Origin of the sequence: Veillonella parvula, assembly GCF_040094895.1 — a bacterium.
GTDB lineage: Bacteria > Bacillota > Negativicutes > Veillonellales > Veillonellaceae > Veillonella > Veillonella parvula_L.
The window spans coordinates 19,450-35,831 of sequence record NZ_JBBNGV010000001.1 but is presented as its reverse complement, the minus strand read 5'-3'; the positions used below and the strand labels follow the sequence as shown (position 1 = coordinate 35,831).

13 protein-coding genes are annotated in these 16,382 nt (G+C 38.5%); 3 read left to right on the top strand and 10 right to left on the bottom strand.

Annotation, left to right across the window (positions count from 1 at the left end; all coding sequences use genetic code 11):
* Window positions 1–138: 138 nt before the first annotated feature.
* The 6 genes from AAAT26_RS00150 to AAAT26_RS00125 form a co-directional block, all read right to left on the bottom strand.
* The gene (locus tag AAAT26_RS00150; RefSeq protein WP_349208723.1) at window positions 139–5,160 is read right to left on the bottom strand and encodes a TonB-dependent receptor plug domain-containing protein; all 5,022 of its coding nucleotides are present in this window, start codon (window positions 5,158–5,160) and stop codon (window positions 139–141) included.
* Window positions 5,161–5,392: 232 nt separating this feature from the next.
* Complete coding sequence (locus tag AAAT26_RS00145) at window positions 5,393–6,283, bottom strand: helix-turn-helix transcriptional regulator (protein WP_156697019.1); 891 nt, start codon at window positions 6,281–6,283, stop codon at window positions 5,393–5,395.
* A 257-nt stretch (window positions 6,284–6,540) separates the two neighbouring features.
* Complete coding sequence (locus AAAT26_RS00140) at window positions 6,541–6,936, bottom strand: YbaN family protein (RefSeq protein ID WP_278468314.1); 396 nt, start codon at window positions 6,934–6,936, stop codon at window positions 6,541–6,543.
* Window positions 6,936–8,303 carry a PTS ascorbate transporter subunit IIC gene (ulaA, locus tag AAAT26_RS00135; protein ID WP_105086714.1) on the bottom strand — a complete coding sequence of 456 codons (1,368 nt, stop codon included), beginning with the start codon at window positions 8,301–8,303 and terminating at the stop codon, window positions 6,936–6,938. Before ulaA ends, AAAT26_RS00140 begins: the two co-directional genes overlap by 1 nt.
* A gap of 29 nt (window positions 8,304–8,332) precedes the next feature.
* Window positions 8,333–8,608: a PTS sugar transporter subunit IIB gene (locus tag AAAT26_RS00130; protein WP_004696686.1), complete on the bottom strand. Its 276-nt coding sequence runs from the start codon at window positions 8,606–8,608 to the stop codon at window positions 8,333–8,335.
* A 21-nt stretch (window positions 8,609–8,629) separates the two neighbouring features.
* Window positions 8,630–9,085 (bottom strand): PTS sugar transporter subunit IIA, encoded by a 456-nt coding sequence (locus tag AAAT26_RS00125; protein WP_004696688.1) that lies wholly within the window; start codon window positions 9,083–9,085, stop codon window positions 8,630–8,632.
* A gap of 252 nt (window positions 9,086–9,337) precedes the next feature.
* On the opposite strand from AAAT26_RS00125, the gene AAAT26_RS00120 reads away from it, so the two are divergent.
* The 3 genes from AAAT26_RS00120 to AAAT26_RS00110 are packed head-to-tail and all read left to right on the top strand — an operon-like array spanning window position 9,338 to window position 12,144.
* Window positions 9,338–10,345, top strand: a complete 1,008-nt coding sequence (locus AAAT26_RS00120; RefSeq protein WP_123137753.1) for a FecCD family ABC transporter permease — start codon at window positions 9,338–9,340, stop codon at window positions 10,343–10,345.
* A gap of 26 nt (window positions 10,346–10,371) precedes the next feature.
* Complete coding sequence (locus AAAT26_RS00115) at window positions 10,372–11,118, top strand: ABC transporter ATP-binding protein (protein ID WP_349208722.1); 747 nt, start codon at window positions 10,372–10,374, stop codon at window positions 11,116–11,118.
* Between the two features lie 21 nt (window positions 11,119–11,139).
* Window positions 11,140–12,144: an ABC transporter substrate-binding protein gene (locus AAAT26_RS00110; protein ID WP_349208721.1), complete on the top strand. Its 1,005-nt coding sequence runs from the start codon at window positions 11,140–11,142 to the stop codon at window positions 12,142–12,144.
* Window positions 12,145–12,376: 232 nt separating this feature from the next.
* Here the strand turns inward: AAAT26_RS00110 and AAAT26_RS00105 are convergent, their stop codons facing one another.
* From AAAT26_RS00105 to AAAT26_RS00090, 4 genes are all read right to left on the bottom strand, one after another.
* The gene (locus AAAT26_RS00105; RefSeq protein WP_004697552.1) at window positions 12,377–12,550 is read right to left on the bottom strand and encodes a hypothetical protein; all 174 of its coding nucleotides are present in this window, start codon (window positions 12,548–12,550) and stop codon (window positions 12,377–12,379) included.
* Window positions 12,551–12,979: 429 nt separating this feature from the next.
* The gene (locus AAAT26_RS00100) at window positions 12,980–13,978 is read right to left on the bottom strand and encodes an inorganic phosphate transporter (protein WP_008601598.1); all 999 of its coding nucleotides are present in this window, start codon (window positions 13,976–13,978) and stop codon (window positions 12,980–12,982) included.
* Complete coding sequence (locus AAAT26_RS00095; protein WP_004697557.1) at window positions 13,971–14,600, bottom strand: DUF47 domain-containing protein; 630 nt, start codon at window positions 14,598–14,600, stop codon at window positions 13,971–13,973. Before AAAT26_RS00095 ends, AAAT26_RS00100 begins: the two co-directional genes overlap by 8 nt.
* 271 nt (window positions 14,601–14,871) lie before the next feature.
* A complete protein-coding gene (locus AAAT26_RS00090) occupies window positions 14,872–16,341 on the bottom strand; it encodes a [FeFe] hydrogenase, group A (protein WP_349208720.1) in 1,470 nt (489 codons plus the stop codon).
* Window positions 16,342–16,382 lie beyond the last annotated feature (41 nt).

Below are 16,382 nucleotides of genomic sequence, written 5' to 3'. Positions count from 1 at the left end.
CAAAAATTAAAAAGATACACTTCACCAACATTAATGACATTGAATATCATTCACATTTTAATGTTAGCAAAGTGTATCTTGCATATCTACTCCGAATAGACCAAAAATATACGTTTCGGACAAATCGGATATAAATTTTTAGAATTTATACGTCATTTGGAAACGAGTATAATTCCCAAGTTTAAAGTTTTCAGATCCATATAAGGTATCTCGTTTATTGATCCCTTTTGCATCAAATGTATAGAATGCTTGTAAAAGAAGATCTTTAGTTGGCACATAGCCACCACCAAAGGTAAAGCTCTTAATACCATCTAAGTAACGGTCAGGAACAGCCTCTGTACCATTGCCACCAAAGAAGGAACCATGGGCAAAGTATTTATAGTCTACATAGGCATTCCAAGAACCAGGTTTATTCATATCGGCACGACCAACATCAAAGCGCAATGCCCAAAAATGAGGTACACCACCTACGTCACGGCCCTTGATATCAAATTGAGAGGATCCAGCCTTATGGTCATAATGAGTATTGCCATTCATGAAGCGACCAAAGTCACTACGGTTTTGTCCATAGTCGAAGGAAACACTTACATTATGATTTAATTGATACTTAGCTCCAACGCCGAAAACATTAGCCATATTGTTGAATTCATGCGCTTCTGTAGCATTACCATTCGCCGTATAGAAGCGATAGTCACTACCGCCAAAGGAGCGTAAGTACCACGCAGCTAAGCCAAGTCTAGGTGTTACCATATGTTTAACTTGAACATAGGTAGCCTTTTCAATTGGTGGAATTGTATCCCGCTCCAATACGACACCTATTGAAGGAATAACAGCACCTGTATATTTGCCTAGCGCCTCTCTCGGCAAACGACTGTTGCCGTCCGCTTTTTCAAGCATTCGGGCCAAGCTATTAAAGTACGAAGCTATCATAGAAGGATAATAGGCACTTCCTTTTACGTTAATAAGACCAGACGTGCCGGAGTCGTTAATATCAACGACATTCGCCTTATAAATAGACTTGTCCAGCCCGTCAAAGGCATTATCTTCAAATTTCATCATGTACGGATTATTGCCAAAGCTATAGGTTGCTATATCTTTCGCCTTGGCACGATACGCCTCCACGATAGCCGCCTTATTCTGATTATACCAATTTGAAATAAACGTTTTTCCGCCATTGGAAAGAACAGTGGTATCACTCAACTTCATTTCAAACAATGGGTTTTTCTTATCAAGCCCAATCGTTCCCGGTGCTATTTTCTGAGTGAAAGTACGTTCATCTTCATACCATTGTTCATCATCTTCATCATAGTATCGCGATTTATAAGAATACGTTACTGACACATCCGGCATCTTAATCGATACAGTCTGTTTAGCCGCATCCGCACCATAAGCTTTCACCGCGATTTCCTGCATCCGGCGCAACACATCAAACTGCGCAGCTCGCAACGGTTCCCGTTCTTTCGCCACACGAGCTTCCACATCCGGCAAAGATGCTTCCAACTTTGCCAGCTCCGCTTTTAATGGAGCCAGTTGATCCGCGGACATGCCGTCAATAAATTCTTTAGACCAGATATCGGAAGTCATATCATCAATTTTCTTCTTTAATGTACCTACCTCCGCATCTAAGGTGCCTTCCTTATCGCGCAAGGCTTTTAATTGCTGATAGAAATTAATAGTATTCCCTGCATTTGGTACGATGAGTTCCTTATTGGCACCGTCCGAATCCATAGTAACACCTAAGAATTCCTCTACCGTTGGAACCCGTTTAAAATGCGTATAAATAGCATGAGTATAAGCACTATCGCTAATTCCCGTACTATGTTTAAAGGTTCCCACACCGATACGGACTTGAGTATTCTTATTCGTCCAAACACTACGAAGACCGTCATATTCTTTATTAAACCAATAACCTGTAACCCCCATAGATTCAGTAATACGACCAACACTATGATCCCATTTAGAACCGTGATGTGTTACATCTACTTCTTCGAGACGTTGATGATTAAAGCCTTTAGAGCCTTCTGTTTCATGACTGCTATCTACACCAGCTTGGCCAGAAGCACTGCCTACAACACGTATATTCGTATTATCGTTAATGCGAGCATCGACACCGACACGTATACGTTGATTCAAGCCGTGTTCCTTCCGATCCGCCAGATTCTTTGCCGCCTCGTCGGATACGTAACTAGTAGTCGTCACCCGCGTAGCAGGACGATCGGATCCAAGATGACTATCATTACGTACACGATAGTCACCTACCAATTCCGTACCTCGTTTTCTGTCTGTATCGAAAGGACGCGTAATAAAATCTTGCAGCATAACCGGAGGTAACGATTCAAACTGCTCCTTCGTAAGTTTCGTTTTACTTTCACCTGAACCGAAACCGAATTTCATATTTAATCCAATACGATATACTCGAGCCGATAAAGCCCGATCATCATCACGATGGTTAAAGAGATTATCAATACCGAAATAGATTCGTGAATCCTTATCAATCTTCTTTTGAATCATCAAATTCCATATGCCGTAAGTTTTATGTTCATACATATCGGCGGTTCTTCTATTATTCAAATTATATCTGATAACGGAACGATCGGAATTATTAGGATCAATATAAGATACCATATAATTACCGCCACCAGACAAGGAGTTACTATCCAGCATATGAATATAATAATCGCCCCACAGGCTACCGCTCCATCCGCTAGACTTATCCTCAAAATCTACACCGATATCCACTTTATGACGAGGTTTATCCAGTAATTCACGAGGCATATCTTTATCGCTCTTATTAAGCGCTCGTAAATACGTATATCCCAAACGAGCTTTCCAGTGCTTATTCAAAGTCTGTTTCACTTCAAATTGAAGACCTGTGATTTGGGCCTTGCCGATATTACGGAAACTGTAAATCATATCCGGCGCATGCGCAAATTTCGCCGCTCCATATGTGGTAGATTCATCATATTGAGGATAAAAATCCATCAAATATCCCGTATTGTAAATCGACATATAATTCCGAATATTATTGTGGAATACGGTTACTTTACCATAGGTATTTTTATTTTCCCCTTCCAAAGAAAGATCGAAATTCATGGATTTCTCTGGTTTAAGGTTCGGATTTCCAACCCAATACCAACCTAATCGGGCTTCACCGCCACCGATTGTGGCATTTGTAATATTCGGGCCATACATTTCCCAGTTATAATACAGCTCGCCCATACCGGGTTCCGTATAGCTGGTACCCACATTAGCCTTTAATCTGCGGTGTACATTTCCATGTACATTGTGAGTCATGCCGAAATTAAAAGACCAGTTAGAGCCGAATAAATCACTATGATCCAGTCTTATAATTGGTGATAAAGTAGTATTTTTATTAACCTGCCACGTATCCTGAATAAAGAAATTCTGCTTCTTGATCTCCGCACGTCCTGCGGTCTGTTGATTAACGCGTTTTAAATATTCTTCTTTAAAATAAGCTCCGTTTAATTTCAACTTCGTAGAATCAAAATCCGGTACGGCGCCATAGTAAAAGCTCGGTAAATAGGCATCATAAAGTGCTGGATAATACTTACCGTTTTCATCTTTTCGGCCCTCCTTATTAAAATGATAGTCTTCAATAAATTCTTTATTCTCCGCTAATAAACGTTTAGCAAACTGCTGATATCGCGCATAAGCTTCAGGATTCCGTTTTTTCAGCGTACGCTCCGTCACGGGGCCGTCCACAAGCCCCATTGCGGCCGCTGAATCAATCCCCGCCTGGGGATCCAAATATTGAAGATATTCTTCATAAGTAAATTCCGGCAATGTGTTTGGCTTGCTTTTATCTCCGTTATACCATTCTTTCTCCTTATTCCACTGCTCTACACCGGCCTCGTTTTTTCTGAAAGAATGGTCATAAATTGTGGATGAGGGAACACCGTTTTTTACTGCCAGACTTTTATCATAATCCCAGGGGTCGATATGCCGTTTATAGGTATGAGGCGCATTTTTAAGTCTGCTACCTTCGCCTGTCTCCCGTATAAACCCAATACCATAAGACAAGAGATGTTTCTTATTGACTTGCGTATCTGCCCCGAGTGTTACGCTCCATTGACGATGATCTACATTATCCACATAGTTTAATGTATTTTTCCCTTCATAGGTACTGTTCCCGTAGTCACTGGTTAATGTTACATCATCTTCTTTGGTCCGAGTATAATTCAGCTCCGCTTTCCACGAACTCTTATTGTCCTGACCAGTATACGTCAAATTAAGATTGTTCCTATCTAAATCCCGTTTGTAATGAACCTGAGGTTCCAAATAAGAAGTACTGCGCTTTACATATCGTTCCAAGTCTTCATTATACCTATCGATACGGACTCCCAAAGACTGTTTATCATTAATATCATACGTAGCGGCCAAACCTATATTGGAATTTGTACCGTAATATCGTAGGGAATTCTTTAAAAACCCGTGATCTTCATCATTGGTCATAGCGCTGATACGACGCCGCTCGCTAGCATAAATAGGCATAATATCACGTTTACTACCGTGAATATTAACTTTTAACTTACCTAATGAGCCGGAATCAGCGCGCATAAAGAAATTGGAAAACGGTACGATATCACCGTCGCCTTTAGTTCTACGACCTTCCCCATTAAACTGAAGGCCAGCGGTCTTACGCGGTTTATTGGTAATAACATTGATAACACCACCGATGGCATCGGATCCGTATTTAGCACTGGCTGCACCTTGGATAATTTCTATACGTTCCACATTTTCTGTACCGAGACGTTGTAATTCATCACCAGCACCTTGATATTTGGCAAGGTCGCCCATCACAGGCTGTCCATCCACAAGAATCAAGGTATGACGAGGATCCGCTCCACGGATAGATACGCCGACGCGCCCCATCGAATCGACGGTTCTAGATACGCCAGTTTCGGAAAATACAATATCTTCTACGGATTTTGCCTGCTTTTTGACAATATCCTTCTTCGTGATAATCGTCGTCTGTTGAGACTCTTGTTTTGCCTGCTCTTCAGCCCATGTACCGCGAACATGAACCACATCGGTTGTTACAGTCGCATTGTCCGCCATAACCACCGGCATTTGCAACCAGCACGCTACTGCGCAGGATAGTATGACATATCTCCTTGCCCGCACCCAACTCCTATTCATTAAATTTCCTCCACACATATATTTAACCATGCATATAAAAATACACTTTACCACTATAACCAAATGACATTGAAAATCATTTACAGGTTTAATAGTAGCAAAGTGTATTATACATATCTACTCCGAATAGACCAAAAATATACGTTTAGGACAATATTTAATTTTCATAGACTATCAAACTTAGCCTAAAGCACAAAAATTTTTAGCTAGGATAATATAAGGTCCAAATTATTTAGACCTTACGATAAGCACTTGGCGTTACACCAGTAGCCTCTTTGAATGCACTAGTAAATTTACTACCATTCTCATACCCTACCGCATTAGCGATTTCTAAAATAGACTGATCTGAGTCTTGAAGCAATCGCTTCGCCGCATTAATACGACATTCTTTTAGATATTGATGTATGGTTGTACCAAATACACCTTTAAAGCAACGTTTCAGGGTAGATGTAGGAATATCAAACTGTTCAGACAAGGAATCAATAGTAATACGCTTCATAAACTGTGTTGATACATATTCACTTACAGCTTTTACAATATCTACCTGTTGCTTTCTATAGGTACTTCTCTTTTCAGGATTAGCTGTAGAGATAACAGATAATAATAAAAAGATTTCAATCACTTTTAATTTAAAATAGTGCTCTTTTATTTGATCTGACACATTATATAAACTGGAAAAAATGTGACGAACAGTTTCCGTTTCTTCCATCATCATACCAAAATCAGAATGCTCACAAAACCGATTGGCCAACTCAGTCAAATCAATTCGAGAATCACTAACAAGTGCATCTAATACGGGTTGAGCTTTTTCAACATCTACTAATAATACAATTCCTTTAAATAATTTTGTAGGAAAGTAATTTTCATGTTGATAATCAGAGCGTATATGCCAACCTAACGACATATCCCCTGGCCCCATATATAAATACTCACCAGATGAAAACTTGCACTCTATGCGCCCCTCTTCACAGTGATTTATAGCAAACGTCTTGGTATGTGATTTAGCATAAAATTGAATCGTCTCTTGCTTCACATCTAGAAACATTAGATCGATACCGTCAAACACCGTATACCTTGACATAGATGTTCCAGCATGTGAGGCCGCATGATTATGTGGATTCATACTATCACCATATACACAAATTCTATAAACATAAATTAATAATATTATATTATAGTATACTTATTGATAGCCATTGTCAACTTCAAAATAGTAATAATTCATTTTATATTTAAAAATATAAGCTAGTTAGCTTTAGTAATATAGAATAATTAATATCATCATTAAGATATAGTTAGTGTGCTATAAAATAAGCCTCATAAATTAAACTACAAGAACTTAATTCATGAGGCTATATTCAAAACTAAGGATATAAGTTTCTATTTTTTTGTTTTAATAATAAAAGCTAATGCTATGACATGAGCTACCCATATAATGCCCATAACCATTAGAGCAATAGGCATATCTTGACTAAAATAGGCACCAATTGTCATTATGGCACTAACGGATACGAGAATGGACAACTTTGCCCGCAATGTCAACGCTTTATCGCGTTCATAAGCAGCAACAGTCTTTTGATATAAACTAGACGCCAAAAACATTTTATGGAGTCGTTCAGATCCACGAGCCAAACAAAATAACGTTAGCATATAAAAAGGAACTGTTGGCAATAGTGGTAGTACGATACCTGCTGTACCAAGGGCAAAACTTATGGCCCCAATAGTCAGGAATACATATCGAACAACTACATTACGATGTTGCTCAGTTATTTTCATTAATCCTCTTCTACGTAGTTAATAACTTTACCCTTTGTTTTAATAAAGTTAGGAACAATGAGTACTAAAGCGGCAATAGCTACAATGCCATAAATACCTGCCATACCTACCCATTCATAAGCATTACCTAATACTAGACCCATTACGGCAAAGTCCGCATCACCAAAGGTTGTATTTTGGAAGCCTAATTGACCAAGAACAGGAAGCGCCAAAGCTGGCAAGAATGTAATAGCCAAACCATTTAGGAAAGCACCTACCGCTGCGCCACGACGACCACCAGTAGCATTGCCATAAATACCTGCTGTAGCACCACAGAAGAAGTGTGGCACAAGACCAGGAATGATTAATACGCCACCTACAGCACCAAGGATAAGCATACCGATGATACCACCGATGAAAGAACTAAGGAAGCCTAATACAACCGCAGTTGGAGCATAGGTGAAGAATACGGCACAGTCTACAGCTGGAATTGCATTAGGAATAATTTTTGTAGCAATCCCTTGGAATGCAGGAATCAAATCACCTAAGATCATACGCACACCTGAGTATACGATTGTTACACCAACAGCAAAATTCATAGCACTCATAACAGCGTATAAATATGGGCTCATATCACCTGATAAAGTAGCGACAAATTCGGAACCTGCTGCAAATGCCGCAATTAGGTAAAATACGATCATAGTTAATGCTGTAGATAATGTTGAGTCTCGTAAGAAACCCCATTTTTCTGGTATTTCAATATCTTCTGTGCTATCTTCAGCTTTCCCAACATATTTAGCAACACAAGCCGATAAATAGTAGCCTAAACTACCGAAATGACCAATGGCAATTTCATCACCATCTGTCACTTTGGATGTATAACTTTGACCAATAGCTGGAGAAATGGCAGACCAAGCTCCCATTAAGAAACCACCTACAAGTATGAGTTCCATACCAGATAAACCTGCTGTACCAAGTACGGCAGACATAAGGCATGCCATAAATAAGCTGTGATGACCTGTTAAGAACACATACTTAAACTTGGTGAAACGTGCAATACATAAGTTCATCAATAAGCCTACAACAAGAATAGACATTGTTTCAACGCCAAGTACCTTTTGTGCAACAGCTACGATAGCTTCATTATTTGGCACTACACCAGTAATATGAAATCCATGTTCAATCATTTTCCCCAATGGGTCAAGATTGCTAACGATAACACCCGCACCTGCAGCTAACATTAAATACCCAAGAATAGGTTTTAATGTGCCCGTCATTATTTTATGAAACGGACGTTTCAAAGCGATCAGGCCTATACATGACATAATACCAATCAAAAGTGCTGGTTGAGACAGCACATCACGCAAGAACTCTAATACCATTTCCATGGCACTACCTCCTATATAATTGTTACATATTATTGAGCAGCTTGTTTTAATGCTTCAAGAACATCTTCTGTAATCTTCTTTTTATTAATATAGCTACGAACAATAGCAACATTTTTATCGTCAAATTGTTCAGCCAACTCTTTCACAGTTACAATGAGGTCTGCCTTACGACCTTGAGCCGCGTTAAAATCGATAGATTCAACTTGTGCATCGATACCATTTTCAGCACAAATTTCTTCAATTTTCATTTTTAACATCAAGCTAGAACCAATACCATTACCACATACAGTTAATACAGAAATCATACTTGCCTCCTTCTAAACGTATTATTGCTCGTCTAAATGCTCTGCCAGGAATGCTTGAACATCATCGATACTTTCAAAGTCAACGGCCGCATCTAAGAATTCTTCATCCTCAAATAAAGTGGCAATATCTGTTAACAATTGAATATGCTCATCTTTGTTGGGAGCACATAAAAATAATGCGACAGATACAGGGTCATTATCAGGACTGCCAAAATTCAATGGTTTTTCCAATGTCACCAAAGCCGTTCCTACACGCTTTGCACCATGTTCTGGGCGAGCATGTGGCATAGCAAGACCTGGAGCCAATACGATATATGGGCCCATTTCGCGAACTACTTCAACCATAGCCTCTGTATAAGATGGATCCGTAAAACCCGCATCAACCATCAGTTGACCACCATGACGAATAACATCCTCCCACGTCTCAGCGGGATAATGAAAGGATACATTATCCTCAGATAATAAATCTTGTATCAAACTAACACCTCCTAAACGTACTTCTGTACATATAATTCTATTATAGCTATTATAATAAATTTTTCATATATCAAAATAACAATGAACTTATAAAAATGAATAAAGCTAACATAAGATTTTGCTATTTATAATTTAATAAACCCTTATACGTATAATACCTATACAGGTATTAATATTGTATATATATTGAAAATTCTCTATACTTAGATAAGACTTAAACTACCTAAATAAAAAATAGAATAAGGAGATTTTATGCAGACTTCGGTAAAAGTATTTGTACTCTGTCTAATCCTCTGTATTTCATTAGTAACAGCTTTACAGTTTGGCGCTAAATTCATTTCTCTAGACCAAATTATTTCAGCACTTATGTCTATGATTGATGCAAATACTACAGCATCTATGACTGATACGATTATTACAGATATCCGCTTACCACGACTTATTTACTCTGTTCTAACAGGTATAGGTCTATCACTTGTAGGTCTATTAATGCAAACTGTCACACGCAATGCCCTCGCAGATCCCTATGTATTAGGTGTTTCTTCTGGCGCAAGCACAGGTGCCGTTTTCGCTATTATCATGGGTGGCCTACCATTCTTAGGCCAGTACAATACGCCTATTTTTGCGGCCCTAGGCGCAGCACTTTCAATTATATTAGTCCTCTTATGTGTTGGTAAAAGCAACAGCCCCGTAAAACTTATCCTCATAGGTATGGGTATGACTGGTGTATTCTCAGCCTTAACAATGATGATTATTTACGGAGCCAAACACGAAGCTCAAGTGCGAAGTGCTATGTTCTGGCTACTTGGCAGCTTTGCAGGCATACAATGGAGTGATTTACCATTAACAGCAATCATCATAACCTTATTTATGCTATATATCTATACGTTCAATCAAGACCTTGATGTGTTGCTACTCGGTAATCATGAAGCAGCACAAATGGGCCTTTCCGTTAAGCAGTTACAATTAAGTATTGTTGTCATATCCTCTATTGTGATCGCCACACTAGTATCAAAGGTTGGTGTAGTTGGCTTTATCGGCCTTATCATCCCTCACCTTGCTCGGATTATAGGCGGACCTAAACATAAACATACATTACTATTTAGTGCACTCATAGGTAGCATCGTTATGATCTGGTCAGACGTATTATCGAGAGCACTCTACAGTCCAGAAGAAATCCCTATTGGTGTGCTTACATCTTTATTGGGGGCTCCACTCTTCATTTGGATTATCATGAATCGTTATAAACACAATGGTTAGTGTATATCATATCTATAGGAGATACTATGTATCAAATTAATCAGCTGTCTTTTTCTTATGAAACCAAAGAAGTGTTAAAGAATATTTCTGTAACATTTCCTACCAATAAAATAACAGCCATAATTGGACCAAATGGATGTGGTAAGTCTACCCTACTTAGCCATCTATATCGACTTCATCCGTCAAAAAACAAAATCACATTAAACGAAAAACCTTTAGAGTCTTATAAAGGTCGCGAGTTTGCTCAATTGGTAGCAGTCTTAACACAATCTAGAGACGCTATGATCGATGATTTTCTCGTAAAAGATATCGTTCTCATGGGCCGATATCCGTACAAACAACACTTTGGCACCTATAGTTCTGAGGATGTTAAAATTGCAGAGCATTATATGAATGAAGTAGGCATCACCCATTTATCAAATGAAGAAATTCATCATTTATCAGGTGGTGAGAAGCAACGCGTATTCATTGCTAAAGCCTTAACCCAGAAACCTCAAATACTTCTTTTAGATGAACCTACTAATCATTTAGATATGAAGTACAAAGTGGCGCTAATGGAACAATTACGGGCTTTTAAAGGCACTACGATTGTAATCCTTCACGACTTGAATCTAGCGGCTCAATATTGCGATCATATAGTCATCATGAATAACGGAACTATCCTAAAAGAAGGTTCCCCTACCGAGGTGCTCACACCTGAAATTCTTGAACCAATTTTTGAAGTTCCTTTCAAAACCTCTTGGGATGAAGGGCGCTATCATTTATATTATTAATTAGTAAAGAAAGGACTTACTATGTTTCAGAATTTAAGAAAGTCAAAAAAATTATTATTAATCGCAATGACATGTGCTACATTCGCTATTGCTGGTTGTGGTTCTGATACTACAAAAACTACAGCGGATAATGGACCCTCTGTAACATGGAGTGAAACATTTGACGGTACAAAAACAGACTTTGCCGTAAAATCCGCCCCAACTCATGCCGTGTCCATGTCCCAAGCAACAACGGAAATGATGTTACAATTAGGACTTGAAGACAAAATGGCTGGGACCGCTTTCAAAGAAGAAGAAATCTACCCACCTTTACAAGCAGCTTACGACAAAGTAAAAGTATTATCTGAAAAATGGCCTTCCTATGAAGTATTTATGTCCGTAAAGCCTGACTTTGCTACAGGATGGCCTGATTCTTTCAGCAAACGAGCCATTCCTGCAGATAAAATGATTTCCCAAAAGGTTAATATTTGGATCCCTGAATCCATGTTATCTACTAAGGCTGACCTAGAAACCAACTTCAGCGACATGATTAAATTGGGTGAGATTTTCGGCGTAAAACCTAAAGCTGAAGAATGGGTTTCAGGTCAACGTAAAACATTGGCAGCTATCCAGGATAAACTAAAAGACTTACCTCGTAAACGCATTTTCATTTATGACTCTGAAGACGGTCAACCATTCACAGCATTCGAAGGTTATACTACTAACATCTTAAAACTTATCGGTGCTGATAATGTAATGAGCGGCTTAGGCGTTGATAAAACATGGGCTAAAGGTTCTTGGGAAACAGTAATTGCACAAAACCCTGATTATATTATTATCGCTGACTATGGCAATTCTATCCGCAACGACGATGATTTCCAACAAAAAATTGAAAAAATCAAGGCTAACCCTCAACTTCAAGACATCACAGCCGTTAAAGAAGGTTACTTCATTCGTGTAAAACTTTCTGAAATCACACCTGGTGTACGTACCGTCGATGCTTTAAAACGTTTAGCCGAAGAAATTCACGGCATCAAAGTAGACTAATTTAATATAACAAGATATAGAGTAATATATGTAATATGTTTTGTATATTATATATAACGAAGAAGGTCCCAATTCAAATGAATTGGGACCTTTTCGTACTACTTGTATTGCACACAGCATATTGTTTAGAGAGTAAAGATGTGTTGTAGTTGAAAGATTTAGAAATAATGAATTATTGTAAAATAGATTTAAAATGTATTAAATTGTATATGCTGTGACAATGCCTGATTATTTATACTTCTCGACTATATTGTTGCCTATATCGTTTATCATTATTTGCCTTAATAGCCATGATCAATGGCTTTAGCGAAAGAAACTCTTCATCACTGAGTCGAAAGGTTCTACCAATACGTTTAATAGGATTACGTGGGCGCCCGGCACCGCGTCTAGATCCACCCCATGCCATATACATACCTCACTTTTCACTTGAAAAACTCCTTCTACCGATAGTATAACCTCGTATACATAAGTATGCAATAGCCATTCACTTTAAACAACCTCTTAACAGCCTATAAATTAGTAATAAACTTCATTTATTAGTAAAATGCATAATCAACAAAACACATATTTATAAGTATTTTCCCCTATTCAACTTGAATTGTAACATTAATGTTGCCAAATATAGATAAATCTCTTTTATAGAATATAGTATTTACAAACCAGTTTATTTCTATATTCTTAGACTATTTAGATACTATCACGTACATATATAGTAAATAGAATTTTAAAATAGAAAAGCAAATTATTTATAAATATGACAATATAGCAAGAATATTTTGGTAAACAAAAAAGACTGCTTTTGCAGTCTTTTTTACGGTAATAAAAAGTATATGAATTAGCCAAATAGTAAGTGACCTACTTCATAGGCAATAGCGGCAACGATGCCAGATAATGGAATCGTTACAAACCAAGCCATAACCATAGATCTTGCTACGCCCCAGTTAACGGCTTTAATGCGTTTAGAAGAGCCTACACCTAGTAAAGAACCACTTACTACGTGTGTAGTACTTACAGGCAAATGTAAGAATGTAGCTGTAAAAATAGTAATAGCAGAGTTTAAATCAGCAGCGAACCCATTAATAGTTTCTAGTTTGAAAATCTTGGTTCCCATTGTAGAGATAATTTTCCAACCGCCTACAGCAGTCCCCATAGCCATTGCAGTAGCACAACAAAGTTTTACCCAAATCGGTACATCTAATGTATCGATGAAACCACCGCTAAGTAAAGTTAATGTGATTATCCCCATCGCTTTTTGTGCATCATTAGAACCATGAGAAAATGCCATCATAATAGCTGATACAATTTGCATGGATCTAAATCGATCATTTAAAGCAATCGGAGAAAATCTACCGAAAATAAGCAACAATACTTTCATCACAATATAGCCACCAATCATGGCTACAATCGGAGATAAAATAAGAGACAAAAAGATTTTTAAAATCCCCGCTTCATTCAACGCGTCAAATCCTACAGACCAGCCCACAGCACCGATGATACCACCAATCAAAGCATGGGATGAGGAACTTGGGATTCCCCAATACCAAGTTAAAAGATTCCATGTAATGGCACCGATAAGGGCTGCAGAAATAATACCACTATCGATAAGAGATGGCGACATTACTATATCACCACCGATAGTCTTTGCAACACCTGTACTAACCATTGCACCCAAAAAATTGAGAGCAGCGGTCATCATAATTGCCTTTTTAGGCTCAATAGCTCGTGTAGAAACGGATGTGGCAATGGCATTCGCCGTATCATGAAAGCCATTGATATAGTCAAAGGCTAATGCTAAGAATACAACTAGCCATACTAAATAATGGGCATCAAGCATACTTCAATACTACCCGGCGGAATGTACCAACCAAATCTTCGCAGCCATCAATTACATCTTCCATAGCGCTAAGGATTTCCTTCCATTTGATAATTTCAATTGGATCTGTACACTCTGTAAAGAGCTTAGCCATTTCTTCATGATAGATATTATCCGCTTCAGACTCAAGTTTCAATACTTGGTGAACACGCCCCTCTACCTTCACATGATCCTTTTTAAGACTACCCATATAACCAATGGATTTATTGATATGCTTAACACATTTAACAACAATTTCACTCATGCGAATAGCACCATCACTTGGTTTGCCAACGTGATACATAACCATTTTATCCATGATTTCTTTGATATTATCCAATGTAGTATCCAGTTGGTCAATCAAAAGCTGAATATCCTCACGATCCATTGGAGTGATAAATGTTTTGCGTAAACGCTCTACAGTTTCATTTACTAATTCATCGGCAGCTTTTTCCTTTGTATCAATTTCAAGAAATGCCTCTTCCTTAGAGATATCCCCCTTAAACACGCGTTCCATCATTTCCGCACTTTCATAAGTTAGTGCAGCATGCTTTTCCAAAATACTGAAAAATTTTTCTTCTTTTCCTTTTAATTTAAAAGCCATGAAGATCCTCCCGAACCAGTATTGATTGCTTCTATAATAACAATTTAATTATAGCATACTACAAGTAATTCCTAAACCAATTTACCAATCTCTATATTTTAACCCCTATGCGTATATGGCATATATAGAATCTACATCTGTGAAAGCTTTTATTAACCATATTTCCACTATATAAAGTAGAAAAAAGCAGATAGCTGACTAACATATCAACTATCTGCTATATATTTCTTAGCTATCTTTGTGTTTTTTATTAACTAATAACCATCAACTCTTAGCTATTAGCTTCCGCTGCCGCTTTAGCCGCCTCTGCCGCCTTTTTCAAATTAGGTACGGATGTAGGGCATGTAGCAGGCGTACAAGCGCCATTAGGGCCTAAATCTTCAGAACGATTTACAAAGGTAGTATGTAACATGTGATGTGCTTTGTGGCTCATAGGTTTGCCATCAAAGAACTCAGCATACAATTTTTGGATATCTGGATTATCACAAGCAGCTTTTACAGTTACTTCTGCATCGCGAGTATACAAGGAAGCAATACGAGCTTCACGAGCTTTGTCAGCCATCGGTAATTTAACGCGTGGTTGACCACCACCACCGATACAGCCACCACGACAAGCCATTACTTCGATAAAGTCATAATGGATATTTTCTGCACGCATGTGTTCTATGAACTTACGCAAATTACCTGTACCATGAACTGCCGCTACGTGTAATGTTTTATCCCCAATCACTACGTCTGCTTCGCGAGCACCATCCATGCCGCGAATAGCTTCAAATGGAATCAATATTTGAGGTGCATCTTCACCTGTCGCCATCTTGTAAGCCGCACGCATAGCCGCTTCCATAACGCCACCAGTGTTACCGAAAATGATACCACCACCAGAAGCTTCACCCATCAATGGGTCAAAAGCAGAATCTTCAAGATCATCAAAGTTGATTTCTTCTGCGCGCAACCATTTTGCAAGTTCCCGTGTAGTAATACAGTAGTCTGTATCGCGCATTTCTGGTGTATCCCAGTATTCCGCAGAGGAATTCATTTCATCGCGACGAATCTCAAACTTCTTAGCTGTACATGGTGTTACTGCAACGGCAACAATTTGTTTTGCATCAAGGCCCATTTTTTCAGCAAAATATGTTTTTTGTGTAGGCGCTTGCATAGCAATTGGGCTCTTAGCCGTAGATAGGTTTGGCAAGAATTCTGGATAGAATGTTTCCGCAAACTTAACCCAAGCAGGACAACAAGATGTGAATTGAGGCAATACTGCATCACTATTAATAACGCGTTCTAATAACTCAGATGCTTCTTCCATGATAGTCATGTCCGCACCAAAGTTTGTATCAAGAATATAGTCGCCACCCAATTTACGAAGAGCAGCCACCATTTTACCTTCTACAAACGTACCAGCCTCAAGGCCAAATTCCTCGCCTAAACCAACACGTACGGCAGGCGCAGTTTGGAAAATGACGATTTTATTAGGGTCAGCAATAGCTGCTTTTACTTCATCAATTTCAGAGCGTTCATTAATGGAATCGAATGGGCAAATAGATGCACATTGTCCACAATGAATACAAATTGGATGATCCCCATTTGTTGTTAAATCATAATAATCAAATACACCCATGTCTACAGCACAAGCTTTACGACATAAGGAGCAGTTTTTGCATTTAGTTAAATCTTGTACTAATGCAATATTTCCGTCTTCAATTGGCACGCGACGGTCTAAAAATTGGTACTTACTCATGAGTTCCTCCTACTTAGGTAACGTTGTTATCGTTAATCGTA

Bases quoted from the DNA above. Each gene is read 5' to 3' on its own strand.
- AAAT26_RS00150 (WP_349208723.1), bottom strand. From the start codon at position 5,160: ATGAATAGGAGTTGGGTGCGGGCAAGGAGATATGTCATACTATCCTGC.
- AAAT26_RS00145 (WP_156697019.1), bottom strand. From the start codon at position 6,283: ATGAATCCACATAATCATGCGGCCTCACATGCTGGAACATCTATGTCA.
- AAAT26_RS00140 (WP_278468314.1), bottom strand. From the start codon at position 6,936: ATGAAAATAACTGAGCAACATCGTAATGTAGTTGTTCGATATGTATTC.
- ulaA (WP_105086714.1), bottom strand. From the start codon at position 8,303: ATGGAAATGGTATTAGAGTTCTTGCGTGATGTGCTGTCTCAACCAGCA.
- AAAT26_RS00130 (WP_004696686.1), bottom strand. From the start codon at position 8,608: ATGATTTCTGTATTAACTGTATGTGGTAATGGTATTGGTTCTAGCTTG.
- AAAT26_RS00120 (WP_123137753.1), top strand. From the start codon at position 9,338: ATGCAGACTTCGGTAAAAGTATTTGTACTCTGTCTAATCCTCTGTATT.
- AAAT26_RS00115 (WP_349208722.1), top strand. From the start codon at position 10,372: ATGTATCAAATTAATCAGCTGTCTTTTTCTTATGAAACCAAAGAAGTG.
- AAAT26_RS00110 (WP_349208721.1), top strand. From the start codon at position 11,140: ATGTTTCAGAATTTAAGAAAGTCAAAAAAATTATTATTAATCGCAATG.
- AAAT26_RS00105 (WP_004697552.1), bottom strand. From the start codon at position 12,550: ATGGCATGGGGTGGATCTAGACGCGGTGCCGGGCGCCCACGTAATCCT.
- AAAT26_RS00100 (WP_008601598.1), bottom strand. From the start codon at position 13,978: ATGCTTGATGCCCATTATTTAGTATGGCTAGTTGTATTCTTAGCATTA.
- AAAT26_RS00095 (WP_004697557.1), bottom strand. From the start codon at position 14,600: ATGGCTTTTAAATTAAAAGGAAAAGAAGAAAAATTTTTCAGTATTTTG.
- AAAT26_RS00090 (WP_349208720.1), bottom strand. From the start codon at position 16,341: ATGAGTAAGTACCAATTTTTAGACCGTCGCGTGCCAATTGAAGACGGA.